This is a genomic window from Sulfitobacter sp. 1A13679 (genome assembly GCF_043557115.1).
Taxonomy (GTDB): Bacteria; Pseudomonadota; Alphaproteobacteria; order Rhodobacterales; family Rhodobacteraceae; genus Sulfitobacter; species Sulfitobacter faviae.
Genome location: NZ_JBIFFO010000001.1, coordinates 1 through 24,889 on the forward strand (window position 1 = coordinate 1; position 24,889 = coordinate 24,889).

Annotated in this window: 25 protein-coding genes; 11 read left to right on the forward strand and 14 right to left on the reverse strand. The window is 62.9% G+C overall.

Annotation, left to right across the window (positions count from 1 at the left end; translation table 11 throughout):
* A partial coding sequence (locus tag ACGYLA_RS00005) for a hypothetical protein (protein WP_394374281.1) occupies positions 1–187 on the forward strand: 187 nt, incomplete at its 5' end.
* 48 nt (positions 188–235) lie between these two features.
* Here the strand turns inward: ACGYLA_RS00005 and ACGYLA_RS00010 are convergent.
* Positions 236–814 (reverse strand): hypothetical protein, encoded by a 579-nt coding sequence (locus ACGYLA_RS00010; RefSeq protein ID WP_067260571.1) that lies wholly within the window; start codon positions 812–814, stop codon positions 236–238.
* A 127-nt stretch (positions 815–941) separates the two neighbouring features.
* On the opposite strand from ACGYLA_RS00010, the gene ACGYLA_RS00015 reads away from it, so the two are divergent.
* On the forward strand, positions 942–2,300 hold the full coding sequence (locus ACGYLA_RS00015) for a cytochrome P450 (protein WP_394429339.1): 1,359 nt from the start codon (positions 942–944) through the stop codon (positions 2,298–2,300).
* Between the two features lie 25 nt (positions 2,301–2,325).
* Here ACGYLA_RS00015 and ACGYLA_RS00020 read toward each other — a convergent pair whose 3' ends face one another.
* A complete protein-coding gene (locus ACGYLA_RS00020) occupies positions 2,326–4,767 on the reverse strand; it encodes a DNA topoisomerase IV subunit A (RefSeq protein ID WP_394429341.1) in 2,442 nt (813 codons plus the stop codon).
* Positions 4,768–4,980: 213 nt separating this feature from the next.
* Between ACGYLA_RS00020 and ACGYLA_RS00025 the strand changes: the two genes are divergently transcribed.
* From ACGYLA_RS00025 to ACGYLA_RS00050, 6 genes are all read left to right on the forward strand, one after another.
* Positions 4,981–5,667: an SH3 domain-containing protein gene (locus ACGYLA_RS00025; RefSeq protein WP_394429343.1), complete on the forward strand. Its 687-nt coding sequence runs from the start codon at positions 4,981–4,983 to the stop codon at positions 5,665–5,667.
* Positions 5,668–5,724: 57 nt separating this feature from the next.
* Complete coding sequence (locus ACGYLA_RS00030; protein ID WP_394429345.1) at positions 5,725–6,558, forward strand: SDR family oxidoreductase; 834 nt, start codon at positions 5,725–5,727, stop codon at positions 6,556–6,558.
* Positions 6,559–6,615: 57 nt separating this feature from the next.
* Entirely contained in the window at positions 6,616–6,822 is a 207-nt protein-coding gene (locus tag ACGYLA_RS00035) for a twin transmembrane helix small protein (RefSeq protein ID WP_067260586.1), read from the forward strand.
* Positions 6,822–7,397, forward strand: a complete 576-nt coding sequence (locus tag ACGYLA_RS00040; RefSeq protein ID WP_067260588.1) for a cob(I)yrinic acid a,c-diamide adenosyltransferase — start codon at positions 6,822–6,824, stop codon at positions 7,395–7,397. Before ACGYLA_RS00035 ends, ACGYLA_RS00040 begins: the two co-directional genes overlap by 1 nt.
* A 161-nt stretch (positions 7,398–7,558) precedes the next feature.
* Positions 7,559–8,317, forward strand: a complete 759-nt coding sequence (locus ACGYLA_RS00045) for an electron transfer flavoprotein subunit beta/FixA family protein (RefSeq protein ID WP_209216512.1) — start codon at positions 7,559–7,561, stop codon at positions 8,315–8,317.
* Positions 8,317–9,243 (forward strand): electron transfer flavoprotein subunit alpha/FixB family protein, encoded by a 927-nt coding sequence (locus ACGYLA_RS00050; protein WP_067260593.1) that lies wholly within the window; start codon positions 8,317–8,319, stop codon positions 9,241–9,243. Before ACGYLA_RS00045 ends, ACGYLA_RS00050 begins: the two co-directional genes overlap by 1 nt.
* Before the next feature lie 73 nt (positions 9,244–9,316).
* Here the strand turns inward: ACGYLA_RS00050 and ACGYLA_RS00055 are convergent, their stop codons facing one another.
* Positions 9,317–10,150 (reverse strand): DUF6473 family protein, encoded by an 834-nt coding sequence (locus ACGYLA_RS00055; RefSeq protein WP_394429347.1) that lies wholly within the window; start codon positions 10,148–10,150, stop codon positions 9,317–9,319.
* A gap of 156 nt (positions 10,151–10,306) precedes the next feature.
* Here ACGYLA_RS00055 and ACGYLA_RS00060 point away from each other — a divergent pair, with 156 nt between their 5' ends.
* A complete protein-coding gene (locus tag ACGYLA_RS00060) occupies positions 10,307–11,182 on the forward strand; it encodes a 3-hydroxybutyryl-CoA dehydrogenase (RefSeq protein WP_168612495.1) in 876 nt (291 codons plus the stop codon).
* Positions 11,183–11,261: 79 nt separating this feature from the next.
* Here the strand turns inward: ACGYLA_RS00060 and ACGYLA_RS00065 are convergent, their stop codons facing one another.
* From ACGYLA_RS00065 to ACGYLA_RS00095, 7 genes are read right to left on the reverse strand one after another with little or no spacing between them, the layout of a single operon-like run.
* On the reverse strand, positions 11,262–12,146 hold the full coding sequence (locus ACGYLA_RS00065; protein WP_394429349.1) for a lysophospholipid acyltransferase family protein: 885 nt from the start codon (positions 12,144–12,146) through the stop codon (positions 11,262–11,264).
* Between the two features lie 34 nt (positions 12,147–12,180).
* Positions 12,181–12,450, reverse strand: a complete 270-nt coding sequence (locus ACGYLA_RS00070) for an HPr family phosphocarrier protein (RefSeq protein WP_067260603.1) — start codon at positions 12,448–12,450, stop codon at positions 12,181–12,183.
* 16 nt (positions 12,451–12,466) lie between these two features.
* Positions 12,467–12,859: a PTS sugar transporter subunit IIA gene (locus ACGYLA_RS00075; RefSeq protein ID WP_067260606.1), complete on the reverse strand. Its 393-nt coding sequence runs from the start codon at positions 12,857–12,859 to the stop codon at positions 12,467–12,469.
* Positions 12,856–13,761 carry an RNase adapter RapZ gene (gene rapZ / locus ACGYLA_RS00080; RefSeq protein ID WP_394429351.1) on the reverse strand — a complete coding sequence of 302 codons (906 nt, stop codon included), beginning with the start codon at positions 13,759–13,761 and terminating at the stop codon, positions 12,856–12,858. The genes ACGYLA_RS00075 and rapZ overlap by 4 nt, the downstream gene beginning before the upstream one ends.
* Positions 13,758–14,186 carry an HPr kinase/phosphorylase gene (locus tag ACGYLA_RS00085; RefSeq protein ID WP_394429353.1) on the reverse strand — a complete coding sequence of 143 codons (429 nt, stop codon included), beginning with the start codon at positions 14,184–14,186 and terminating at the stop codon, positions 13,758–13,760. Before ACGYLA_RS00085 ends, rapZ begins: the two co-directional genes overlap by 4 nt.
* Before the next feature lie 21 nt (positions 14,187–14,207).
* Positions 14,208–15,896 (reverse strand): sensor N-terminal transmembrane domain-containing protein, encoded by a 1,689-nt coding sequence (locus tag ACGYLA_RS00090; protein ID WP_394420931.1) that lies wholly within the window; start codon positions 15,894–15,896, stop codon positions 14,208–14,210.
* A 42-nt stretch (positions 15,897–15,938) separates the two neighbouring features.
* The gene (locus tag ACGYLA_RS00095) at positions 15,939–16,640 is read right to left on the reverse strand and encodes a response regulator transcription factor (RefSeq protein ID WP_067260621.1); all 702 of its coding nucleotides are present in this window, start codon (positions 16,638–16,640) and stop codon (positions 15,939–15,941) included.
* 379 nt (positions 16,641–17,019) lie between these two features.
* On the opposite strand from ACGYLA_RS00095, the gene ACGYLA_RS00100 reads away from it, so the two are divergent.
* A complete protein-coding gene (locus tag ACGYLA_RS00100) occupies positions 17,020–18,618 on the forward strand; it encodes a phosphoenolpyruvate carboxykinase (RefSeq protein WP_276153369.1) in 1,599 nt (532 codons plus the stop codon).
* A 74-nt stretch (positions 18,619–18,692) separates the two neighbouring features.
* On the opposite strand, the gene ACGYLA_RS00105 is transcribed toward ACGYLA_RS00100, so the two are convergent.
* A complete protein-coding gene (locus ACGYLA_RS00105) occupies positions 18,693–19,601 on the reverse strand; it encodes a LysR family transcriptional regulator (protein ID WP_394429355.1) in 909 nt (302 codons plus the stop codon).
* 164 nt (positions 19,602–19,765) lie between these two features.
* Between ACGYLA_RS00105 and ACGYLA_RS00110 the strand changes: the two genes are divergently transcribed.
* Positions 19,766–20,122, forward strand: coding sequence for a helix-turn-helix domain-containing protein (locus ACGYLA_RS00110; RefSeq protein WP_209216519.1), 357 nt, complete (start codon positions 19,766–19,768; stop codon positions 20,120–20,122).
* A gap of 136 nt (positions 20,123–20,258) precedes the next feature.
* Here ACGYLA_RS00110 and smc read toward each other — a convergent pair whose 3' ends face one another.
* From smc to ACGYLA_RS00125, 3 genes are all read right to left on the reverse strand, one after another.
* Positions 20,259–23,714 carry a chromosome segregation protein SMC gene (smc, locus tag ACGYLA_RS00115; RefSeq protein WP_394429358.1) on the reverse strand — a complete coding sequence of 1,152 codons (3,456 nt, stop codon included), beginning with the start codon at positions 23,712–23,714 and terminating at the stop codon, positions 20,259–20,261.
* 227 nt (positions 23,715–23,941) lie between these two features.
* Complete coding sequence (locus ACGYLA_RS00120; protein WP_394429360.1) at positions 23,942–24,232, reverse strand: hypothetical protein; 291 nt, start codon at positions 24,230–24,232, stop codon at positions 23,942–23,944.
* 95 nt (positions 24,233–24,327) lie between these two features.
* Entirely contained in the window at positions 24,328–24,888 is a 561-nt protein-coding gene (locus ACGYLA_RS00125; protein ID WP_394429762.1) for a F0F1 ATP synthase subunit B, read from the reverse strand.
* Position 24,889 lies beyond the last annotated feature (1 nt).

A 24,889-nucleotide genomic window follows, 5' to 3' on the forward strand; every position in this document is an offset into this window, starting at 1 on the left:
TACCGTGGTCAACGTGGCCGATCGTGCCGATGTTGACGTGCGGTTTGGTGCGTTCAAACTTTGCCTTTGCCATGGTGGCGCCCTTTTAATTGAGGGGCCCCAACGGGGACCCGAACCCTATCTGGCGGGCGATGTATTGGGTTCGAGCGGTAAAATCAAGCGAGACTTGCGTCTTGGCGCCACTTAAAGCCCACCGTGGGCCTGCCGCATCGGTCGGGCGCGCCCCGGCTATGGCCTATTTATCCTCGGGCTCCCCGGCGGGGGACAGGGCTGTGCCGCCGTTGAACCACCCCTCTTCGCGGTTTTGCTTAACCAGATAGGTCTCAATCGCCTTGGCCGCGTTCTGGCTGAGGTTCTTCAGCTGCTCTTCGGCGGATTTGGTATAGCCCGAGCCCACCACCGGCCCCTGATCGAGGGATTCGAAGACAGTGATCTGATGCGGTTCGGGGTTCAGCTTCTTGTTCTTGGCGTCATCCCAGACCGTCAGGTTGAGGATCAGGATCGATTTGGGGGCAAAGACCAGCGGGATGCCCGGCTGGGCCAGCACGTAGCCCTCGACGCTGATGCCGAAGTGATAGAGCCGCTCGCCCTCGTAGCGATCAAAGCGTTCGGCGGTGGCGGCGCGCACGGCCTCGGCCAGTTCTTCCTTGCTCACCTCGCGGCTGAGCGGCCCCTTCTGCGCCTTGGGGGCCACCACGATATTGTGGTGCAGATTGAAATCCCCCAGCGGGGTCGGCGCCTTGTCGAGGTCGGATGCCCCGTTGCAGGCGGCCAGCGTCGCGACGAAGGTCAACAGGGCAAGAACTCTCAGCATGGGCGATCCCTCAGGGGTGTTAAGGTTTCGAAAAGGGGTAGCCGATGGGCCCAAGGGGCGCAATCATTTGCCGCAGTTGCGCAGCCCCCGGGCCGGTCTATCTTGGACACAGAGTGAGGACAGCAAGATGACCCAAGCCCGCCCCCTGCCCGTTCGCGTGCCGCTCGTTACCGAGCCTGTCGGCATGCTCGGCAGCCTGCAGATGGCGCGGCGCAACGTGCTGAGAATCATTCCCAAGATTGCCACGACACAGCCCATGGTCTCGGGCAAGACCGGCAAGCGCTGGCATATGGTGATGGACCCCGGCGCGATCCGGCAAATCCTCCTTAACCGGCTGGAGGATTACCCCAAGTCCGACGTCACCAAGAACCTGCTGCGCCCGGCCATCGGCGAGTCGCTTTTCATCGCCGAGGGCGCGCATTGGCGCTGGCAGCGCCGCGCCGCCGCCCCCGTCTTTTCGCAGCGCAACGTGCGCAACCTCGCCCCCGTCATGAGCGCCGCCGCCGCCCGCTCGGCCGAGCGCATCGCCGAAGCCGGGCCGCGCGCGGTCAACATGCTCGACGAGATGGTGACGACGACCTTCGAAGTGATCGGCGACGTGACTTTCTCGGGCGACGGCACCTTCGACCGCGACAAGGTGCATGGCGCCATCGACGACTATATCGCCCAGGCTGGCAAGATCAGCCTTTTCGACATCCTCGGCTTGCCCGACTGGCTGCCGCGCCCGGGGCGGATGATGTCCGGTCAGGCGCTGAAGCAGATGAAGGCCATGGCAGATCAGGCGATCGAGGCGCGGGTTGCGCGCGGCCATGACGGTACGCCCGACCTGCTGGACCTGCTTTTGGACGGCGAAGACCCCAAGACCAAACGCCAGATGAACACCGGCGAGCTGCGCGACAACCTGCTGACCTTCATCGTCGCGGGCCATGAGACCACGGCGCTGACGCTGGCGTGGTCGATGTACTTGATGGGCTTCGACCCCGAGATGCAGGAACGCGCCCGCGCCGAAGTGCGCGAGGTGCTTCAGGGCCGCGCCTGCACCGGCGAGGATGTGGACCAATTGCCCTTGGTGCGGATGATCATAGACGAGGCGCTGCGCCTTTACCCCGCTGCCGGGATCATTTCCCGCACGGCGCAAAAGCACGACACGCTTTGCGACCGCGAAATCCGCCCCGGCGACACGGTGATGATCCCGATCTACGCGCTTGGCCGGAACGAATTGCTTTGGGACGATCCGAATGCCTTCCGCCCCGAACGCTTTGCCGATCGCAAGGCGATCGACCGCTACGCCTATCTGCCCTTTGGGGACGGTCCCCGCATCTGCATCGGTGCGAGCTTTGCTCTGCAGGAGGCGGTGATCATCCTTGCAACGCTGCTGGGGCGGTTCAAGTTCACGCCGGTGCCGGGCAAGGATCCTGAGCCGGTGATGATCCTGACCCTGCGCCCCGAGGGCGGCGTCTGGATGACCGCCGAGCCGCTGGACTGACCGCGCCCCGAGGGGCGCGGGTGTTTCACGTGAACTTGTTGTCGCGCGGGAAGCCGCGGGGGGCCATGCGGCCCGAGCTTGCGCGCTTGCCGGTCCATTCCGCCAGATCGGCCTCGGTCCGCGTGCGGCCCGCCGGGTCCTGCCAAGTGAGACCCGCCTCGCGCGTGAAGGTGATGGCATCCGACAGGCCGCCGTCCTTGAACTTCTGCAGCCGCACGCCCTTGCCCCGGCCCATCTCGGGCAGCTCATCAAGGCCAAAGACCAGCACCTTGCGGTTCTCGCCCACGGTGGCAACGCTATCGCCCGACACCGGATGACAGACCAGCGCCGAGACGCCTTCGCCACGCACGTTGAGCACCTGTTTGCCGCTGCGGGTCTGGGCCACGACGTCATCCTCGGGCACCACGAAACCATCGCCTGCCGTCGAGGCAACCAACAGCTTGCGCCCCGGCTGGTGGATAAAGAGTGACACGATCTGCACTTCGTTGGGCAGATCAACCATCAGACGCAAAGGCTCGCCCATGCCGCGCCCGCCGGGCAGATTGGCGGCGGAGACGGTGTAGAACCGCCCGTTCGAGCCGAAGACCAGCAGCCGGTCCGTCGTCTCGGCATGGAAGATAAAGCGCGGGCCGTCGCCGTCCTTAAACTTCAATTCGCGGTTCAGATCGATATGGCCGGTCATGGCGCGGATCCAGCCCATCTGGCTGCAGACCACGGTGATCGGCTCGCGGTCGATCATCGCCTCGATCGGCACGTCTTCGACCTCTCCGGCGGTGTCGAACTCGGTCAGACGCTGGCCGCGCTTCACGCCGTCGATCACCCAATCCTTGCCGAACTGCTTTTTCGTCGCGCGCAACTGCTCGGCGATGGTGGACCATTGCAAGTCCTCGCTTTCCAGCAGGTCTTCGAGCCCCGCACGCTCGGTCATCAGCGCGTCACGCTCGGCGACCAGCGCGTCTTCTTCCAGACGCCGCAAGGACCGCAGCCGCATGTTGAGAATCGCCTCGGCCTGCACGTCCGAGAGCCCGTTCTCGCGGCCCGCGTAGCTGTGCGGGATCGCGCGGGTCTCACCACTTTCAGCCAGCACGCCGGTGGCTTCGGCCTCGGCATCCGCGATGACCGCCAGTTTCGACACATCGACCCCCGCCAAGGGCGAGACATAGGCGGATTCGTCCATCGCGCGGCTCAGCGTATCCTGATGCGCGCGGCTCCAATCCTCGTACATCAACGCGGCCTTGGGGTCTTCGTCGTAGCGGATGATCTCGATCACCCGGTCGAGGTTCAAAAACGCCGTGATCAGGCCCTGCAACACCTCAAGCCGGTGGTCGATCTTGTCCATCCGGTGCCGAGAACGGCGTTGCAGCACCTCACGACGGTGGTCGAGGAACGCGCGCAGCACTTCCTTGAGCGAGCAGACCTTGGGCGTCTGCCCGTCGATCAGCACGTTCATGTTGAGCGAGAATCGCACCTCCAGATCGGAGTTGCGGAACAGCATGCCCATCAGCACGTTCGGATCGACGTTCTTCGAGCGCGGCTCAATGATCATGCGGATGTCTTCGGCGGATTCGTCGCGGACATCGGCAAGAATCGGGATCTTCTTGGTCTGGATCAGTTCGGCGATCTTTTCGATCAGCTTGGATTTCTGAACCTGATAGGGAATCTCGGTGACGACGATCTGCCACGCGCCACGGCCCAGATCCTCGACCTCCCAACGGCAGCGAAGCCGGAAGGAGCCGCGACCTGTGCGATAGGCATTGGCGATGTTTTCGGGCGGCTCGACGATGATGCCGCCGGTGGGGAAATCCGGGCCGGGGACGTAGTTCAAGAGTGTGTCGTCGCGCGCGTCCGGCGTCTTGATCAAGTGGATACAGGCGTCGCACAACTCGGCGATGTTATGCGGCGGGATGTTCGTGGCCATGCCCACGGCGATGCCTGAGGAGCCATTGGCCAAAAGGTTCGGGAACTGCGCGGGCAGCACAGCAGGCTCGGTCAGCGTGCCATCGTAGTTTTCGCGGAAATCGACGGCATTCTCGTTCAGCCCTTCGAGCATCGCCTCGGCCACGGCTGTCATCCGCGCTTCGGTATAGCGCGAGGCCGCAGGGTTATCGCCGTCGATGTTGCCAAAGTTGCCCTGCCCGTCGACCAGCGGGTAGCGCACGTTGAAATCCTGCGCCAGACGCGCCATCGCGTCGTAGATCGCGGCATCGCCATGCGGGTGATAGTTACCCATCACGTCGCCCGAAATCTTCGCCGATTTGCGGAAGCCCCCGGTGGACGACAGCCGCAACTCGCGCATCGCGTAGAGGATGCGCCGGTGCACCGGCTTCAGCCCGTCGCGCGCATCGGGCAGCGCCCGGTGCATGATCGTGCTCAGCGCATAGGTCAGGTAACGATCCCCCAAGGCGCGGCGCAGCGGCTCGGACAGGTCATTCGGGTCGAGTTCTGGGGGTGTGCTTGTGTCTGACATGACGGGTCTTTTAGCCAAGCACGCCAGAGCGGGCAAGCGACAGATTACCCACAACCGACTCGGGAAAATGGCCGCTTGCACGGTTTCAAGTGAGAAAAAAGCAATACTTTCCGGCTATGCGAATTCTTGCCAATCGGAAATGAACCATTCGCGAAGTTTCGCGTTGGTCTCTCAACAGCAACATGGTTTGACACGGGACGAGGAACAGCAAAAATGAAACGGTTCATCTTTTTGACATTTGGTTTCATGGGCTGGGCATTCTACGAGATGAGCGGCGGTGCCGACTTCGTGCCGGCAGGCTCGCAAACGGCCAGTGCCGAAGCGGCTGAGGCGGCCCTGATCGCCAGCGCCACCCCCTCTTCCAACCATGTCACTGCCACTGCCGCGAACGCGGCCCGCAAGGCGGAAAGCCCGATCACCCCCTTCGCCGAACGGACCCCTGCGCGTGATACCACAGCGACCCGCGTGGCGCTGAACCTTACGACGCTGAGCGACCTGCCGCTGGCCAATGACGGGATGGTGCAAAAAGCCGTGGCCACCCCCGCGAACCGCGCCGGGGCGAAAGTGGTGAAGGCCAAGGCCGTCAGCACCCCCAAAGTGGAAAAGGCCGCTTACACGACGACAAGCGCCAATGCGCCCGCTGTCATCCCGAGCCTGATCGACGGCGCTGACAGTGGCGCGACCTTTGTCAGCACGACCCAGGCCGACATCCGCGAAGTCAACGGCACCCGCGTCAATGTACGCGGCGGTCCGGGCACCAACTTCGGCGTGGTCGGTAAGCTCGGCAAAGGCGATGCTGTCGAAGTGATCGAAGACAATGGCGCAGGCTGGGTGCGTTTCCGCAGCGTCGACGGCAGCGAATCCGGCTGGATGGCCGACTTCCTGCTCAACAACGGCTAACTTGCCAATCCCATAGCATCGCGCGATGAAGGGCCTTTCGAACGAAGGGCCCTTTGCATGTCTGCGACCCGCTCCATCCTCATCACCGGCTGTTCCAGCGGCATCGGTTATGCCGCCGCGCAGGGTATGCGCGCCCGTGGCTGGCGCGTTTTCGCTGCCTGCCGCCAACAAGCGGATTGCGACCGGTTGCAAGCCGAAGGCTTCGGCGCGCCCCGCCTCGATTACACCGATGAGGCCAGCATCCAAGCGGCGCTTGCCCATGTGCTGGACCAAACCGGCGGCACGCTCGACGCGCTGTTCAACAACGGTGCCCACGCCACGCCCGGGTTGGTCGAAGACCTGCCCACCGATGCCCTGCGCGAGATATTCGAGGCGAATTTCTTTGGCTGGCACAGCCTGACCCGCGCGGTGATCCCGGTGATGCGCAAGCAGGGGCATGGGCGGATCGTGCAATGTTCCTCGGTGCTTGGCATGGTGGCGATGCCGTGGCGCGGGGCGTATAACTCCACGAAATTCGCCCTTGAAGGGCTGACCGACACCCTACGGCTTGAGATGCGCGGCACCGGGGTCGCGGTGATCCTGATCGAACCCGGCCCCGTCACCTCGAAACTGCGGACCAAGGCCATCCCGCGTTTCGAGCGCTGGATCGACTGGCAAAACAGCCCCCGCGCGGCGGCGTATGAAAGCACCATGCGCCCCCGGCTTTATGACGACAGCGGCAAGAAGGACCGCTTCGAACTCCCGCCCGAGGCGGTGGTCGAGAAGCTGGTCCACGCCGTCGAATCCCCCCGACCCCGCCCGCGCTATTTCGTCACAACCCCAACGCATATCGGCGGTGTTTTACGGCGTATCCTGCCGACGCGCGCGTTGGACTGGGTCACCAGCCGCTGATTTTGGTTGCGCGGCTGCACGGTGCCGCTACATCTCAGGCCAACGAAAGGACAGCCCATGCCAAATGATCCGTTTTTCGTGATCGTCCTGATCTCTGTCGTGGCGGTCGCCGTTGTGCTCCTGATGGGGCTGGGCGGCTTTGCCACCGGGGGCAAATTTAACAAACGCAACGCCAACAAGCTGATGCGCTGGCGGATCATCGCGCAGTTCATCGCCGTGCTGCTGATCCTTGCCTATGTCTATTTCCGAGGGGGCACGATCTGATGGTTGTACTGAACAAGATTTACACCCGCACCGGGGACAAGGGCACCACCGCCCTTGGCAATGGCGACCGTGTCGCCAAACATGACGCGCGGGTCGAGGCCTATGGCACCTCGGATGAGTTGAACTGCTTCGTGGGGGTGGCCCGGCTTGAGGCTAAGGGCGCCACGGATGAAGCGCTCGCGCGCATTCAAAACGATCTTTTCGATCTGGGCGCCGACCTTTGCCGCCCCGATATGGAAGCCGATAAGGATGCGGAATACCCGCCCCTGCGGGTCACTCAAGAACAGGTCGACCGGCTGGAGCGTGAGATCGACGTGATGAATTCCGAGTTGGAGCCGCTGCGCAGCTTCATCCTGCCCGGCGGGCGCGCGCTGGCCGCGCATCTGCATGTCTGCCGCACCGTGGCGCGCCGCGCCGAGCGGCTGGCGGTGCTGCTGGCTGAGCAAACGGCGGTGAACCCCGCCTGCGTGACCTATCTGAACCGGCTGAGCGATTGGTTCTTCGTCGCCGCGCGGATGGCCAATAACGCAGGCAAGGAAGACGTGCTTTGGGTGCCGGGGGCGAACCGGGCGTAAAATAGCGCTAACAGACGAAAAACCGGGAAAACGCCGCGTTCAAAACTGCCAACCTGCCGATTTTGGCCTGTTTTGATCCGATCCGCTTCGTTACACCCGTCTGGAGAATTAGGGAGACCGGGCCACCAGCCCGCGTCGCAAACTGAGGAGAGAGACCGCTCATGAAGGTACTGGTGCCTGTCAAACGCGTGATCGACTATAACGTGAAAGTTCGTGTCAAAGCGGACGGATCGGGTGTTGATCTTGCCAATGTGAAAATGTCGATGAACCCCTTCGACGAAATCGCCGTCGAACAGGCGATTCGTCTGAAGGAAGCCGGTCAGGCTGAAGAGGTCGTCGCCGTCTCCATCGGTGTGAAGCAAGCGCAGGAAACGCTGCGCACCGCCCTCGCCATGGGTGCCGACCGCGCGATCCTCGTGGTGGCCTCGGACGATGTGCACAAGGACATTGAACCGCTGGCCGTGGCCAAGATCCTTAAAGCCGTGGTCGACGAAGAGCAGCCGAGCCTCGTGCTCTGCGGCAAGCAGGCGATCGACAACGACATGAACGCCACCGGGCAAATGCTCTCGGCGCTGATGGGCTGGTCGCAGGCCACCTTTGCTTCCGACATCGCCATCGAAGGCGACAAGGCGAAAGTCACCCGCGAAGTCGATGGCGGCCTGCAGACCATCGAAGTTACCATGCCGACCGTGGTCACCGTGGACCTGCGCCTGAACGAGCCGCGCTACGCCTCGCTGCCCAACATCATGAAGGCCAAGAAAAAGCCGCTGGATGAGAAGACCGCCGAGGACTACGGCGTCGACGTCTCCAACCGCTTGGAAATCGTGAAGACCGAAGAGCCCGCGGAACGCGCCGCTGGCATCAAGGTCGGCTCGGTCGACGAGCTTGTGGCGAAACTCAAAGAAGCGGGGGCTGTGTAATGGCTGTTCTTCTGATTGCAGAGATTTCCGACGGCGAACTGTCGATGGACGCAACCGCCAAGGCGGTGACCGCGGCCAAGCAACTGGGCGACGTGACCATTCTGGCGGCGGGCAGCTCTGCTGCGGCGGCTGGCGAAGCGGCGGCCAAGATCGATGGCGTCTCCAAGGTGCTGGTCGCCGAGGACGAGATGCTGGGCCACCGTCTGGCCGAAGCCACCGCGGCGCTGATCGTCAGCCTGGCCGGTGACTACGACCACATCGTCGCGCCTGCGACCACGGATGCCAAGAACATCATGCCCCGCGTCGCGGCCCTGCTCGACGTCATGGTGATCTCGGACGCTTCCGGCGTTGTCGATGCCGACACCTTTGAGCGCCCGATCTACGCGGGCAACGCGGTGCAGACCGTGAAGTCCAACGACGCCAAGAAAGTCATCACCTTCCGCACATCGACCTTCGATGCTGCCGGTGACGGCGGGTCCGCCTCGGTCGAGACCATTTCGGCAGCCGAGAACCCCGGCCTGTCCACATGGGTCGAAGACAAGGTCGCCGAATCGGACCGCCCCGAGCTGACAAGCGCGGGCGTGGTGGTTTCCGGTGGCCGTGGTGTCGGCTCCGAAGAGGACTTCGCCCTGATCGAGAAACTGGCCGACAAACTGGGCGCCGCCGTTGGCGCGTCCCGCGCGGCGGTGGATTCGGGCTACGCTCCGAACGACTGGCAAGTTGGCCAGACTGGCAAAGTTGTCGCCCCTGACCTCTATGTCGCGGTTGGCATCTCGGGTGCGATCCAGCACCTTGCCGGGATGAAAGACTCCAAGATCATCGTCGCGATCAACAAAGACGAAGAATCGCCGATCTTCCAAGTTGCCGACTACGGCCTTGTGGCAGACCTCTTCGACGCGGTGCCGGAACTGATTGAAAAGCTGTAAGGCTTCTCATATGAGACACCAAAGGCCCGCCGCTCTCGGCGGGCCTTTTTCGTGCGTGCCCCTACCGGGAGCGTCAGGACATGCTTTGCAGCGCATCGGTCAAAGCGGCGGCGGCAGAGGCATGGGCCATCGGGCCCAGCATTTCCGACGCGGCCTGCGCCTCGAATTCACTGACCACCATGCCAGCAGTCGGTGCCCCTGAGGGGTCTTTTGGAGTGACGACCTCGATCTTGGCCGTGGCGTGCTGGGCCACCGCGTCCAACATTTCTCGTGTCACGAACAGCGGATCATGGCCCAGCTCTCCCAGCGGCTGCGCTGCTGTTGCGACCGGCGGGCGGTCAGCCAGCCAAAGCAGCAGCGTGCGCCCCTGTATCTGCCCCAACATCAAGCGCATGCGTGCCATCCACGCCTGCTGAAGCTCCGCGCGCACCGCTTCGAACCGTTCGGGCGAGACCTGCATGAGGTGCGTCAGCATGTGCCGGTTGAAGTGGAACTGCGAGAAATCGACTTCGCGGTAGATCGTCTGCAACAGCGCGGAGGCCCCGACGAAACGGTCGTTCCGACGCCGGTGCACGGAATAGAAACGGTTGGTCATGTTCTGCGCCCCCATGACCTGAACCACCGTCACATCTGCCTGCGAGGCGGCCTGTGCAACGAAAGGGTCATGGGCAAAGGCGTCGATCCCCGCATTGGGAAAGCCGAAGTTCACGCAGGTCTTGCTGATCTCGGCCTCGACCCGCGCGGGAAACGGCTCTTCAATGAATTTTCCATAAGTCTCCGTCCCGCCGAGAAAGGCGATATAGGGCGCCTCCAACCTGCGGCGCGGGCCGCGAAACATCAGCTTCGACGTGCCGTAGCGGCATGGCAAATAGTCCAGAGGCGCTGGCCCCACTGCATCATAGGTCATCGAACCCACCTTTTTGTTCACCCAAAGCCAGATTGCACAGCAGGGGCTGCGATTCTGTTAACGGGCGAATTTGTCGTGAGATTTCGTAAACAGCTGCCCTTGCGGCACCCCCGCCACGCGCCCTATTGTGCGCCGAACTCAAGCAAAGGACAGGCCATGGACATCCAGACAATCGGTATCGTGGGAGCGGGGCAAATGGGCAATGGGATCGCCCATGTCATGGCGCTGGCAGGCTACGACGTGCTGCTGAACGATGTCAGCGCCGATGCGCTGGCCAAAGCGATGAAAACCGTGACCGGCAATATGGACCGCCAAGTCAGCCGCGAGAAGATCACCGCCGCCGACCGGGACGCCGCCATGGCGCGGATCACCACAACGCAGACGCTGAGCGATCTGGGCCAAAGCGATCTGGTGATCGAAGCCGCGACCGAGCGCGAAACGGTGAAACAGGCGATCTTTGAAGACCTGATCCCGCATTTGAAACCGACGACGATCCTGACCTCGAACACTTCCTCGATCTCGATCACCCGCCTTGCCAGCCGCACAGACCGGCCCGAGAAATTCATGGGCTTTCACTTCATGAACCCTGTGCCGGTGATGCAGCTGGTCGAATTGATCCGCGGCATCGCCACGGACAGCGAGACCTATGACGCTTGCAAAGCCGTGGTGGACCGTTTGGGCAAGACCGCCGCCTCGGCCGAGGATTTTCCCGCCTTCATCGTGAACCGCATCCTGATGCCAATGATCAACGAGGCGGTCTATACGCTTTACGAAGGGGTCGGCAACGTCGAGTCGATCGACAGTTCGATGAAGCTGGGGGCGAACCATCCGATGGGGCCGCTGGAGCTTGCGGACTTTATTGGCCTGGACACCTGCCTTGCCATTATGAACGTTCTGCATGACGGGTTGGCGGATACGAAATATCGCCCCTGCCCGCTGCTGACCAAATATGTCGAAGCCGGTTGGTTGGGCCGCAAGACGCAGCGCGGGTTCTATGATTACCGGGGCGAAAAGCCCGTTCCGACGCGCTGAGTTGCGAGGGTGTTGGGGGCTCTGCCCCCATCGCGCCCGAGGCGCGATTCCCCCGAGGGTATTTTTAAAAGGATGAAGTTTAGTTGGTGAGCGCCAGAGTATGGGCGCGCAGCCAGGCCATGAAGCCGCGCGGGTCGTCGGCCCAGCGGTCGATCTCTTCGCGGGCGAGTGGATGGCCGACGATGGGACCTTGGGGTTTGTCGCAGGCGTGAGCGATTTCATGCAGCAAGAGCCCTTGGCGCAGCATCGGGCTGAGCCTGTTGGCAATCTGATAGGCGCGGCTGTTCTGGCCCGGGAAGCGCATCGGCACCACCTGCGCACCGGAACGGCGGATCATCTTGGCGGTGAAGACGTTCCATTCCGCTTCGACCGCCGGGCCCCACCAGCTTTCCGAAGCCGCGACGACGCCGGAGGGGAAGAGCGCCACGACGCCGCCTTCTTTGAGGTGGGCCATGGCCTTGGCGCGCATTTCCACGCCTTTGCGCTGCGCATCCGGGTCATGTGGGAAGGGCACCGGGATCATGTAGCTGCCTGCCACCTCGTCGATGGAGGTGAGCAGCGACCGGGTGAGAATACGGTAATCGGGGCGCACGCGGCCGATGAGATCGGCGAAAATCATACCGTCGACCATGCCGTGGGGGTGGTTTGCCACGACCACGACGGGCCCTTCTTTCGGGATGCGGTCCAGCTGCTCTTGCGGGGTTGTGAGGTCGATGCCCATCGTGTCGAGCGCCGCGCGCCAAAAGGCTTGGCCCGAGGGGGTGCCGCGTTGTTCGAACTTGCGGATCAGCCGCAGGATTTTGAGCTTGCCGGTGAAAAGCTCCATCGCGGAGATCACCCGCGCCTTCCATGGGTCATCGAAAGTCGAGGCATAGGACAGGCTGCGGCGGTCGTATTTGGTGAAGGTCACCGTGCCGTCGGCTGTCTGGGCCGGCTCGGCCGCGATGTTTTGCACGTCTTCCATGGGGTCGGCGGATCCTTTTTCCCGCTTGGCGGGCCTAAAACCCTTCGCCGAACTTATCCGCCACGAGGGCGGTTAAAGCTTCGGCCAAGGCCTCGGCATCGGGGCCGGAGGTTTGGACATCGATGGTGGTGCCGCGCGACGCGCCGAGCATCAATAGCCCCATGATACTGTCGCCCGAGGCCGACATGCCATCCTTGCTGACTTCGGCACGGGCATCAAACGCCTCGACCACCTCGACCAATTTGGCGGAGGCGCGCGCGTGCAGGCCTTTTTCGTTAACGATCTTTAAAGAAAATTCGGGCATGACGTCCTGGGGCCTTCTAACCTGCGCTGACATTCTGGCTGTCGATATACTTCTTACCAGCTTCGAGCGCGGCACGCACGGCATCGGGCACATCCATATGCCGCGATTTGGCGAGTTTGATCAGCATGGGCAGGTTCGCGCCGTAGATGATCCGGCGGTTTTCCGGTCGGCAGGCCAAGAGGCTGAGGTTCGAGGGGGAACCGCCAAAAAGATCGGTGACAACCACCACACCGGCGCCTTGGTCCACCGCATCGGCGGCGCCGCAAATCTCGCGTTCTTTGTCTGCGCGGTCATGGTCGGCTTCGATGGCGATGGCGCGCACGCCGAATTGGGATCCAACGACATGTTCGATGGCGGCAAGATATTCTTGCGCCAGCCCCCCATGTGCGACGATGACGATCCCGATCACGGCTTGTTTCCTTCACGATGCTGACGGTCCAGCTCTCGGTGCCTAATTGACACCTGCCAGCTCTGCTCTGCAAGGCGCAAAGCGTGATCTTCGGCCATGGCGACAGAGCGGTGTTGCCCGCCCGTGCAGCCGAAGGCGATGGAGATATGGGATTTGCCCTCTTCGCGGTAGGCGGGCAGCAGCAGCAGGCTGAGGTCAAGCACCTTGTCGGCGAAATCGGCGTAGCGTTTGTCCCCCGCCACATGGGCCGCGACGGAAGGGTCGCGCCCGTCGCTGCTGCGCAATTCGGGCACCCAATAGGGATTGTTCAGAAAGCGGCAGTCGTGCACCACATCAACGCCGCGCGGAAGGCCCCGTTTGTAGGAAAAGCTCTGTACCGAGACCGTGAGTTGGCGCTGCCCGCCGGGGGCGAACCATTGCTCGACCTCGGCGCGCAACTCGTGGACGTTCAGCGTTGTCGTATCGATCAGCACGTCGGCACGGGCGCGGATCGGGTGGAGCAATTCCTGCTCGCGCGCGATCCCGTCGACGGGGCGGTCAGCCGGGGCCAGCGGGTGGCGGCGGCGGGTTTCGGAAAAGCGTTGCAGCAGCACATCGGGGGCGCAGTCGAGATAGAGCAGTTCCGCGCGCCACCCCGGTTCAGCCGTCAGGCGGCCCATCAGCTCCAGCACGCCTTCGGTGGAAAAGTCCCGGTTGCGGGCGTCGATCCCCAAGGCCACCGATTGCGCATCGCCGGGGCGGTCAAGCAGCGCGGGCAGCAGCCGCAGCGGCAGGTTGTCGATCGCCTCAAACCCCGCATCTTCAAGCACGTTGAGCGCAGAGGACCGCCCGGCGCCCGAAGGGCCGGTGACAAGGACCAACCGCCGGGGGGCGGGGTCTGTTGATGAGGTCTGACTGATCAATTCGGTTCTTCCACATCTGACATATACAGATGAATTGCTGCCGCAAAATGAGCGCTATCGCATTTGTGAAAACAGGGCAACGTGACACCCCGTAGCATATGGCTGTGCCCTTCGGGAAGGCGCTGGTCTTCGGTGCGGGCCAGATCGACGACAAGGGCCAGCGGCACGGGGCCGTGATCTTCGGCCCGCAGAATGCCGACATAGCGCGCCTCGATCAGGCCGCGGATCGGCTCGGGGGCGCTGGCGATCACCTGATCCCCGTCGCGCATGATATCGGTGCGATCATCGGCCACCAGCTTGGCACCGAGAGCGATCAGTTGCAGGGCGAGGGCCGATTTGCCCGCGCCGGACGGGCCAAGGATCAGCACCCCGCGCCCATTGATCGCCACGCAGCTGGCGTGGAGGTTTTCGCGCTCGACGGTCATATCAGGCCCCGCGCCCGGGATCTAGGTGGGCAGCCCCACGACAAAACGCGCGCCCAAGGGTTCGGAGGTAATGTCGGCCTCGGTCGGGCGGATGTTCTCGGCCCAGATCACGCCGCCATGGGCCTCGACGATCTGTTTCGAGATCGCGAGGCCGAGGCCGGAGTTGTTTCCGAAATGCTCTTCCGGGCGCTGCGAGTAGAAGCGCTTAAAGATCTTGCCAAGCGCCTGTTCGGGAATGCCGGGGCCGGTATCTTCGACCACGATCAACACGCGATTGGCACGTTTGCGGGCCCAGACCCGGATCGCGTCGCCGTCTTCGCAAAAGGAAATCGCGTTGGTGATCAGGTTCACGAAGACCTGCGCCAAACGGGCTTCCAACCCATGCACGGTGATCGGCGCAGCGGGGAGATCGGTGATGAAATCGATGCCTTTGGATTTCGCATCTTCGCCGAGGTACTGGCCCAGATTGCCCAGCATTTGCAGCAGGTCGAAGGGCTCTTCCTCTTCCTTGACCAGTTCGGAATCGAGCCGCGAGGCATTGGAAATGTCGCTCACCAAACGGTCGAGGCGGCGTACGTCATGTTCGATCACATCCAGCAGTTTCTCGCGCTGGTCGTCGCGCTTGACCATCCGCAGCGTGCCCACGGCAGAGCGGAGAGAGGCGAGCGGGTTCTTGATCTCATGCGCAACATCGGCGGCGAATTGTTCGTTGCCGTCGATCCGGTTGTAAAGCGCCGAGACCATGCCGCGCAGGGCGCCCGAGAGGCGGCCGATCTCATCGGGGCGCGCGGTCAGGTCGGGGATGCGGATACGGCCGGGGTTCATCTTGCGCGCGTCCTTGTCGCGGCCCAATTCGGCGGCGGCAGAGAGGTCGGCCAGCGGATTGGCGATGGTCGAGGCCAGAACGAGGCTGAGGCCGATGGAGACGAGGGTCGCGATGACGAAGATCTGCAAGACGCGCTCACGTTCGCTGCGCACAAGGCGGTCGATCTCTCCCGCCGCACTGGCCACGGCGACCACGCCGACGGGGGACTCGCCCTGCATGATGGGAGTCACCACGCTGAAAAGCGTGCCGCCTTCGATGGCGAGCGTGCCTTCCAGCCGGGTTCCGCTGGTCACGCTGGTGCCGACCATGCCGCGCAATTGCTCTTCGAGCGGCGGGGTGGCGGTGACCTCATCGGTGCTGAAGGGGGCCGAAACCCGGTCCCAAAGCCAGTTCAACCCGTCGTTCAGCAAGGTCCGCTCACCCGCCTCGGACGCGGCGAGGGCCTCGGCCACGGTGAGGCTGCCTGCGGTGCGGGCGACCAAGGTTTCCGCCGGATCATAGACAAAGACTTCGATGCCGCCGCGCAGGTCCAGCCCGTCGAGCGTGGCAGCCACATCGACGCCATCGCCGGTGGTCAGGTTCACCGGCGCGCCCGCGGGCAGTTGCGCTTCGATGACATCGGCGATCAGCTCAGTCTCAGACACCAGCGCCGCGGCGCGTTGCAGCGCCAGACTGTCGCGCGAGGAATTGAGATAGAGGATCCCCGCCACCAGAACGCTGAGCGCGATCAGGTTAAAGGTAATGATCTTGCGCGTCAGCGGCGAGGAGCGGAGCGAGAACAGCCCCCGCCGTTCACGCTTGACCCGAATTTCATCCGGCGCGGCACTGTCGGGGGTGACCCAATCATCCCCCAATACAACATCACCGTCCCTGCCAGCAGCCATGTCCCGCACAAGCTTCCTTTCGACCCGCGTTAACCGCCGGGTTTACTCTTCGTTATATCTATAGCCGATGCCGTAAAGCGTTTCGATCGCCGAGAATTCATCATCCGCACTGCGCATCTTCTTGCGCAGGCGCTTGATGTGGCTGTCGATGGTGCGGTCATCCACATAGACCTGATCATCATAGGCCACATCCATCAGTTGGTCGCGCGATTTCACGAAACCGGGGCGCTGCGCGAGGGCTTGCAGCAGCAGGAATTCGGTCACGGTCAGCGAAACGTCCTTGCCCTTCCAGCTTACCGCGTGGCGCAGCGGGTCCATCCGCAGGTCGCCGCGTTCCATCACCTTGGTCTCTTCGGTATCGCCGACCTCATTGGTCTCGACCGCGTCTTGGCGGCGCAGAAGGGCGCGGATACGCTCGACCAACAGGCGCTGGCTGAAGGGCTTTTTGACGTAATCGTCAGCCCCCATGCGCAGACCCAGCACCTCGTCGATCTCATCGTCTTTGGAGGTCAGGAAGATCACCGGCATCGCTGTTTTCTGGCGCAGACGTTGGAGCAGATCCATGCCGTCCATACGGGGCATCTTGATGTCCAGCACCGCCATATCGGGCAGTTTCTTGTTGAAGGCGTCCAGCGCCGCTTGGCCATCGTTATAGGTTTCCACTTCGAAACCTTCAGCTTCAAGAGTCATCGAAACGGATGTCAGGATGTTCCTGTCATCGTCTACCAATGCGATCTTTGACATTGCCTGCTTCCTTATGCTGCTCAATTCGTTCTTATTTTTGGAGTCAGTGATCTCCAATATTACAGATCGAATCAATCCTTAAGTGCGAATCGTGCCTCTGAGATGCACCAATTCCGTCATAATTTGGTTAGGAATGGCTAAATTGCCGCACTTTGACGGGCCCCGCCCAAGGTGAAGACCCGGCAGCATCCACTGCTTTGGGGCGGGATCTAAGCGCTCAGAAACAAAGTTTTAGATGATGGCGCTAACTGTGACAAAGCTGCCTGTTCAACCTGAAAACGCCCGTGTTAAGAGGCTTCCAAGGCCCCCGACGCCCAGGGCAATTGCGCCCGCTCGGACACGTTCTGCGCTGCTCACGCGCTACCACAGGAGACATCATATGACATTTGGACGGGTAAACCCGCAGTTCAGCCTTGAGGATCAAAAGATCAGCGGGCTTGGCGATGTCTATTACAACCTGACCGAGCCTGCGCTGGTCGAGGCGGCATTGAAACGGGGCGAAGGCAGCCTTGGCAAAGGCGGGGCCTTCCTCGTGACCACCGGCAAGTTCACGGGCCGCTCGCCCAAGGACAAACATGTGGTCAAGACCGACAGCGTGGCCGACAGCATCTGGTGGGAAAACAACGCCGAGATGTCGCCCGAGGGCTTCGACGCGCTTTACGAAGACATGCTCGCACATATGCAGGGCAAGGACTACTTCGTCCAAGACCTCGTCGGCGGGGCGGACCCCAAACATGCGATCAACGTGCGCATGGTGACCGAACTGGCATGGCACGGGCTTTTCATCCGCACCATGCTGCGCCGCCCCGATGCCGAAGCGCTGAAGGACTTCACTGCCGATTTCACCGTCATCAACTGCCCCAGCTTCCAAGCCGATCCGGCCAAGCATGACTGCCGCAGCGAGACCGTGATCGCGATGAACTTCGACCGTAAGATGATCCTCATCGGCGGCACCGAATACGCGGGCGAGAACAAGAAATCTGTCTTCACCCTGCTGAACTACCTGCTGCCGGAAAAAGGCATCATGCCGATGCACTGCTCGGCCAACCACGCCAACGGCAACCCGGTCGACACCGCCGTCTTCTTCGGCCTCTCGGGCACCGGCAAGACCACCCTCTCCGCCGATCCCGAGCGCACGCTGATCGGCGATGACGAGCATGGCTGGTCCGACAACGGCACCTTCAACTTCGAAGGCGGCTGCTATGCCAAGACCATCAACCTCAACCCCGAGGCCGAGCCGGAGATCTACGCGACGACTTCCAAATTCGGCACCGTGATCGAGAACATGGTCTTCGATCCCGATACTTTTGAACTCGACTTCGACGACGACTCGCTCACCGCCAACATGCGTGCCGCCTACCCGCTGCACTACATCTCGAACGCCAGCGAGAAGGCCGTCGGCGGCCACCCGAAAAACATCATCATGCTGACCTGCGATGCCTTCGGTGTGCTGCCTCCGATCGCGCGGCTCAGCCCGGCGCAGGCAATGTACCACTTTCTGTCGGGCTTCACGTCCAAGGTTGCGGGCACCGAGCGTGGCGTGACCGAGCCCGAGCCCACATTCTCCACCTGTTTCGGCGCCCCCTTCATGCCGCGCCGCCCCGAGGTTTACGGCAACCTGCTGCGCGAAAAGATCGCCCAGCACGGCGCCACCTGCTGGCTCGTGAACACCGGCTGGACCGGCGGCGCTTACGGCACCGGTTCGCGGATGCCGATCAAGGCAACCCGTGCCCTGCTGAGTGCCGCCCTCGAAGGGCGTCTGGCGGATGCGGAGTTCCGCAAAGACCCGAACTTCGGCTTCGATGTCCCTGTCGAGGTGAACGGCGTCGCCGACATTCTGCTCGACCCGCGCCGCACTTGGGACGACCCGGAAGCCTATGACCGTCAGGCGGCAAAACTGGTCAAGATGTTCTCGGACAACTTCGAGCAGTACCTGCCCCATATCGACGACGACGTGAAAGCCGCGGCGATCAGCTAAGCCTGTCGCCAAGGACAAAAAGAAAGGGCCGCCCCTGCTGGGCGGCCCTTTTCGCATCTCACGCTCCGTAACCCTTAGCCTGCGAAAGTCACCTTCGCATCCAAAGGCATCTCGCGCAGGAAACTATCATCGACTCCGACGATATTGACCGAGGTCGACCGATCAACCGCCGCGATCAGAGCAAAGCTTTTATCCGGATACCGCCCGGCCATCAGCAGACGTTTATAGGCCAAAGGCACCGGGGCGCCGCCCTCCTCTCGTGGGATTTCGGTGACGACCTCATCCAACCGAACCCCACAGGTCGCCTCAACCTCCCGAAAGGGGTAGTTCAGCATATTCTCAAACTCAGGCCCGCCCGGAAACAGTTTGATCGGCCGTCCTATGCTGCTGCGCGCGTTGGTCCAGCCCCACCATTGCGTGTAAAAAGATTTCTCCCCCACTTCGGTACAGATCCAGCCGTTGGGCGAGTCGCGGTAAACCAGCACATAGGGGCGCATGGCGCGAAAGGCCTCGCTCTCCAACTCACCCCGGCTCAGGCTCCACGCCTGTAGCACGGCCTGAAGCATGGCAGAGCCGCCATCCCAGATCAGCGACAGGGGCTGCTGCTGTTGGTGAAAACACCAGCCGTTCGGCTCTTCATGGGAAAGGCGCAGCATACCGTCGGCATGGCGGGTCTTGCCATCCAGCCACAGCTTGCCCCGGTCGATAATATCGCGGGCCTCGGGCAGGGCCTCGGCGCCTGCTTTGGTCAGGGAATAGCGGCGGTTCTCAATCGTGAAGAGCGGCGCGCCCATCGCCTCTTCCAACTGCTGGATATGTCGCCGTACCGTTTGCCGCGTGCTGGCCAATTCGGCGACCGCATGGCTGAGGTTCAAAGTATGCGCCAGCGTCACGAAAGAGCGCATCATCTCGAACAGAAGCGCCGGAGCGGGGTCCTTCTGCAAGGCTTGGGGCACGGGTGCGACCCGCTCAATATCCGACATATGCTGGTTCATAGGCAAGAGATGGTACATGAATCACCCGGTAACGCAACATAATCCATACAGCTAGGGTGAATTGGTTAACGCAAAGAGGCCAGAACTAGGCAATTGATCCTCAATACATTGCGGGTAGTGAATATATTGTACTCAACCTGAGGTATTGAACTATGTCCCACCCCGTAGACGTTCACGTCGGTCGTCGGCTCAAGCAGGCACGCACCCTGCGACGGCAATCCCAGACCGATGTGGCACGCGAACTCAAACTGTCGTTTCAGCAGATCCAGAAGTATGAAATCGGCTCCAACCGGATCGCCGCGAGCCGTTTGCATGAGCTGGCCCGGATACTCAACGTCACCCCCGGCTATTTCTTTGAAGGGCTGGATGACGACAAGCCCGAGGCCAGCAACGACCCCTCGCTCGACATCGTAAACGCCATCGGCTCCATCAAGGATGATGCGGTAAAGGCCCGAATTCTAACGTTTATTGAGGATGTTGCCGGCGTCACCGTCGCGCGCAAAGGCTGATCACAGCCCGTCGTTCACGCGAAACTCCGCCCGGGCCATACGGCTTACACCACCTGACCAACGGCTACGAAAGCCCGCGGCAAACTGATGCGCACCCGCTTTAAGGGCCGGTCCAAGTCACCGGCGTCTCCCACCTTCACGCGACCAGCGTTTCCGCCTTTTTCAAATCGACAGAAACCAATTGGCTCACCCCCTGCTCCGCCATGGTGACGCCAAAGAGCCGGTCCATCCGGGCCATCGTCACCGCATGGTGCGTGATGATCAGGAAGCGCGTGTCGGTCTGACGGCACATCTCATCCAGCAGATCGCAGAACCTGGTCACATTTGCGTCATCAAGCGGCGCGTCGACCTCATCCAGCACACAGATCGGCGCCGGATTGGCGAGGAAGACGGCAAAGATCAGCGCCATCGCGGTCAAGGTTTGCTCCCCGCCCGACAGCAGGCTGAGGGTACTCAGCTTCTTGCCCGGCGGCTGGCACATGATCTCCAACCCGGCTTCCAATGGATCATCGCTTTCGACCATCACAAGGTTCGCCTCACCGCCGCCGAAGAGATGGGTGAACAGCATCGAGAAATTCGCGTTCACCTGATCAAAGGCCGTCAACAGCCGCTCCCGCCCCTCGCGGTTGAGACCCGCAATGCCGCTGCGCAGGGTCTTGATCGCTTCTTCCAGATCGGCCTTCTCGGTCAGCAGCGCTTCGTGCTCTTCACGTATCTCTTTCGCATCATCCTCGGCGCGCAGGTTCACCGCGCCCAAGGAATCCCGCTGCCGCTTGTACCTGTTCACGTCCTCTTCAAGCGTTTCCACCGGCGGAACCTGATCCGTTTCGACATCGAGCGCATCGCGCAGCGCCTCAGGCGTGCTTTGCCGTTCGTCCTGAATGCGCTCTGCCGCATGGGTCACCGTTTCACGGGCGGCATCGCTGCGGGCCTCGGCCCGGGCGCGGGCCTCCCGCGCGTCCGATGCCTGCCGCTCCGCGTCGCGCTCGGCATCCGTCGCGGCTTTCAAGGCGGCCTCCGCGGCGGCCAGCGTTTCCGTAGCATGGGCGCGGCGGGCTTCGGCAGAGGTGATCGCGCCCAACAGGTCTTCCCGCTTCGCCGCGATCTCCGCCGGAACGGCGCTCGCCTCGGCCAATTCGGCCTCCGACGCGGTCTTCCGCTCGACCAATTCAGCGCTGCGCTTGCCCGCCGTTTCCAAGCGGTTCCGCCAGCCGCTGACCTCTTTCGCGACCTCTTGCAGCCGCCGTCTGCGCGCCTCGCCCTCGCGGCGCAATTCGTCATGGGCCGAGCGGCGCGACATCATGGTGATCCGCGACGCCTCGACCGTCATGCGGACATCCTCGACCGTCGCACGGGCGGCGGAGAGGTCATCCAAGCCCGCCAGCGTGCGCTCGGCGTCCATCACCTCGGCCCGCGCGGTGATCGCGGCTTCCTCATGGCGTTTCACGGCTAGGCCGAGGGATTCCAACCGGCTTTGGGCGAGGTTGCGATCCGCCTCTGCCCGGCTCAGGGCGCGGCCCGCCTCGGCGACCTGCCTGTCGGCATCGCGCCGCGCCTCGCGGGCCCGTTTGTCAGCCTCGGCCTGTTCGGCCAATTGCTGCTGGAGGGTCTCATGCGCAGCCCGCGCGGCATCGGCACGGGTGCTCGCCTGTTCCAACGTCTGTTTAAGGACTTCCAACCGGTTCAACTGCTCCAAGCGCAGCGCGGCGGCCGAGGGCGCATCTTCGGCCATGGCGCGGAAACCGTCCCACCGCCAGAGATCGCCTTCCTTCGACACCAAGCGCTGCCCCGGCTGCAACTGCGCCTGAAGCTCCGCGCCCGCGTCGGCGTTAACGAGCCCGACTTGGGCCATTCGGCGCTCTAGCACCTGCGGCACGGTGACATGCTGGGTGAGCGGGGTCACCCCGGCGGGCAGTGGCTGCGGCGCGGGGTAGCTCGGCAAATGTGCCCAGCCTGAGGGGCGATCGGCCTCTACCTCAGGCGCGCGCAGGTCATCGGCCAAGGCTGCGCCGAGCGCTTTCTCAAAGCCCTGTTCCACTTGCAGCCGGTCGAGAATCTGCCCGCCTTCGGCACTGTCACGCTCTACCAATTTCGCCAGCGCGCCAACCTCGGCGCGCAGGGCCTTGGCCTCGCCCTCCGCCTCAGAGCGCTCCGCGCGGGCCTCAGCCTCGCGCGATTGCGTGTCGGCGCGGGTCTCTTCGGCAGCCAAAAGGGCGGCATCCGCCGCCGCCGAGGCGGTGAGGGCAGCGGCTTCGGCCTTCTCAGCCGCCGCGAAATCTAGGCCGGCCTTGTCGAGGGTCGCTTGGCTTTGCGCCACCGCATCGCGGGCCTTGCGGGCCTCGGCCTCCGACTTTTCCAACGTCTTGCGGCTGTCCTGAAGCAAGCGTTCCGCCGAACTGTGGCGCGCCGCCAACCGGGCTACGTCTTCGGTCTGCTGCGAAAGATCGGCCTCGCGGGTTTGCAAGACTTCGGCTGCCTCGCGCGCGGCCTGTTCCGCCGCCGCAACCGCGCTGTCGTGACCCTTGTCCGCCTTGGTGAGATCTGCCGCTTCCTCTTCGAGGCGCGCGATCGTTTCTTCCGCGTCGCGGTTCAGCCCGCCTTCGCGTTCGATATCACGGGTCAGCTGGGCAATGCGGCCTGTCAGAGTTTCGATCAGCGACGCCGCCCGCGCCTCTTCCTCGGTCAGCGTGTCGCGCTGCGTGGTGAGACGTTGCAGAATCGCAGTCGCAATTGCCTCTTCCTCGCGCAGGGGTGGCAAGGCGGCTTCGGCTTCCTCCCGCCCTTCGGCCACGCGGCGCACCTGCGCTTCGGCCTCTGCCGTGGCGGCGAAGCGAGCACGCAATTCCTCCTCGGCCTTCGCACGCGCCTCATCGGCTTCGCGCCAGCGGCGATACAGCAGCAAGCCCTCGGCATTGCGCAATGCTTCGCCAATCTCACGATACCGCGCCGCCTGCCGGGCTTGCCGGGCCAGCGTGGCCAATTGCGCGGCCAGTTGTTCGACCACATCATCTACGCGGGCGAGGTTTTGCTCCGCCCCGTTGAGTTTCAACTCCGCCTCATGGCGGCGCTGATACAGCCCCGAGATGCCAGCGGCCTCTTCCAAAATGCGACGGCGGCTTTTTGGCTTGGCGTTAATCAACTCGGCAATCTGCCCCTGCCGTACCAAAGCGGGGCTATGCGCCCCGGTTGAGGCATCGGCGAAAAGCATTTGCACATCGCGCGCGCGCACATCCTTGCCGTTCACCTTATAGGCACTGCCCACGTCGCGGGTGATCCGGCGGACGATTTCAAGCGCGTCTTGTTCGTTAAACCCCGCAGGCGCCAACCGGTCGCTGTTGTCGAGGTGCAGCGCCACTTCGGCGAAGTTGCGTGCGGGCCGGGAGGAGGCTCCGGCGAAGATCACATCTTCCATACCGCCGCCGCGCATGGCCGTGGGGCGGTTTTCGCCCATCACCCATCGCAGCGCTTCGAGCAGGTTGGATTTGCCACAGCCGTTCGGCCCCACGACCCCGGTCAACCCATCGGAAATGACGAGGTCAGTCGGGTCTACAAAGCTTTTGAAGCCGGTTAATCTGAGTTTGGAAAAGCGCAAGTTAGCCCTGCCGTGATTGATTCTCGCCTGAGCGGCGAACTTGCCGTTTGGCATGGGTCCGAGTCAATCAAAAGCCCCAAGGGAGAGGGGGCGGTCGGCGGTTATCCACAAGATATTGTCTTGATCGGCGTGTTTGCCCACGGGGCGCCTAGTCGGAGCGGGTCGATAGCACGCTTCGCCCATTCCGCGCCCCTCGCCTCATGCGATGCCGCAATACAAAGCCCGGCCTAATCACAGTCTAGCACCCCAAGCGCCAGCGCCTGATCGCCCAGAACCTCCTTCACTTCACAGCCGGTAACCAGTGCCATCGCGCGCCCGGCCCGCGCGCGGATGGGGCCAAAGCGCGGCGCGTATTGGGTGTTTACCCGCACCGCCTCTGCCCGCTCCCCTCGAACGCGGACATCGAACACCGACCCCTCCACGGTGATCCGCTGCGCCGGCAGCCCCCGAAACTCCCGACTGGGCGCCGTACAGGCCGCGAGGCTGAATAAGACTGCAATGATGATGAGCAACCGCATGACGCAACCCTGCCCCCGCAGAGTTAACAAAAGCCTAACGCAAAAGAAAAAGCCCCGGCGGGGCCGGGGCTTTCAAAAATCTATAAGGCGCTGGCTTAGTGCAGCTTGGCTTCGACTTGAGCGATGCCATCGTCGATCAGCTTGTTGCCCTGTGCGGCGGTCATCTGCTTGGCGATCACGTCGCGCGCGGCGGCCACGGCGATGGTAACGGCATGGTCGCGGACTTCCTTCACAGCGGCGGCCTCGGCCGAGCTGATCTGGTCTTTCGCGGCGGCCATGCGACGCTCAAGCGACTTGGCCATATCCGCCCGCGCCTGTTCGGCGGCGAGACGGGCGTCTTCCTTGGCAGAAGACACGATCCGGTCCGCTTGGTCCTGCACCTCTTTCTGCTTGCGCTCGTAAGAGGCCAGCAGGGTTTGCGCTTCTTCACGCAGGGCGCGGGCTTCTTCCAGCTCGGTCTTGATGCCGTCGGCGCGTTTGTCGAGCATGCCGATCAAAAGCGTTGGCACCTTGAAGTAAATCAGGATCCCAAGGAACAGCAGGAAGGCCAGCAACACGATGAAATCGGTGTTGCGCAGCGAAAAGAAAGGCCCCGTGGCGGCAAGCGCCGGGGAAGCGGCGAGACCGGCGAGCAGGGTCGAAAGTGTCAGGCGCATG

Coding starts and splice junctions, on each gene's coding strand:
- ACGYLA_RS00120 (WP_394429360.1), bottom strand. CDS start 24,232: ATGCGGTTGCTCATCATCATTGCAGTCTTATTCAGCCTCGCGGCCTGT.
- ACGYLA_RS00095 (WP_067260621.1), bottom strand. CDS start 16,640: ATGTCAAAGATCGCATTGGTAGACGATGACAGGAACATCCTGACATCC.
- ACGYLA_RS00085 (WP_394429353.1), bottom strand. CDS start 14,186: ATGACCGTCGAGCGCGAAAACCTCCACGCCAGCTGCGTGGCGATCAAT.
- ACGYLA_RS00125 (WP_394429762.1), bottom strand. CDS start 24,888: ATGCGCCTGACACTTTCGACCCTGCTCGCCGGTCTCGCCGCTTCCCCG.
- ACGYLA_RS00015 (WP_394429339.1), top strand. CDS start 942: ATGACCCAAGCCCGCCCCCTGCCCGTTCGCGTGCCGCTCGTTACCGAG.
- ACGYLA_RS00090 (WP_394420931.1), bottom strand. CDS start 15,896: ATGGCTGCTGGCAGGGACGGTGATGTTGTATTGGGGGATGATTGGGTC.
- ACGYLA_RS00110 (WP_209216519.1), top strand. CDS start 19,766: ATGTCCCACCCCGTAGACGTTCACGTCGGTCGTCGGCTCAAGCAGGCA.
- ACGYLA_RS00070 (WP_067260603.1), bottom strand. CDS start 12,450: ATGCCCGAATTTTCTTTAAAGATCGTTAACGAAAAAGGCCTGCACGCG.
- ACGYLA_RS00100 (WP_276153369.1), top strand. CDS start 17,020: ATGACATTTGGACGGGTAAACCCGCAGTTCAGCCTTGAGGATCAAAAG.
- ACGYLA_RS00045 (WP_209216512.1), top strand. CDS start 7,559: ATGAAGGTACTGGTGCCTGTCAAACGCGTGATCGACTATAACGTGAAA.
- ACGYLA_RS00050 (WP_067260593.1), top strand. CDS start 8,317: ATGGCTGTTCTTCTGATTGCAGAGATTTCCGACGGCGAACTGTCGATG.
- ACGYLA_RS00065 (WP_394429349.1), bottom strand. CDS start 12,146: ATGGAAGACGTGCAAAACATCGCGGCCGAGCCGGCCCAGACAGCCGAC.
- ACGYLA_RS00020 (WP_394429341.1), bottom strand. CDS start 4,767: ATGTCAGACACAAGCACACCCCCAGAACTCGACCCGAATGACCTGTCC.
- ACGYLA_RS00025 (WP_394429343.1), top strand. CDS start 4,981: ATGAAACGGTTCATCTTTTTGACATTTGGTTTCATGGGCTGGGCATTC.
- ACGYLA_RS00030 (WP_394429345.1), top strand. CDS start 5,725: ATGTCTGCGACCCGCTCCATCCTCATCACCGGCTGTTCCAGCGGCATC.
- ACGYLA_RS00055 (WP_394429347.1), bottom strand. CDS start 10,150: ATGACCTATGATGCAGTGGGGCCAGCGCCTCTGGACTATTTGCCATGC.
- ACGYLA_RS00035 (WP_067260586.1), top strand. CDS start 6,616: ATGCCAAATGATCCGTTTTTCGTGATCGTCCTGATCTCTGTCGTGGCG.
- ACGYLA_RS00040 (WP_067260588.1), top strand. CDS start 6,822: ATGGTTGTACTGAACAAGATTTACACCCGCACCGGGGACAAGGGCACC.
- ACGYLA_RS00010 (WP_067260571.1), bottom strand. CDS start 814: ATGCTGAGAGTTCTTGCCCTGTTGACCTTCGTCGCGACGCTGGCCGCC.
- ACGYLA_RS00105 (WP_394429355.1), bottom strand. CDS start 19,601: ATGTCGGATATTGAGCGGGTCGCACCCGTGCCCCAAGCCTTGCAGAAG.
- ACGYLA_RS00060 (WP_168612495.1), top strand. CDS start 10,307: ATGGACATCCAGACAATCGGTATCGTGGGAGCGGGGCAAATGGGCAAT.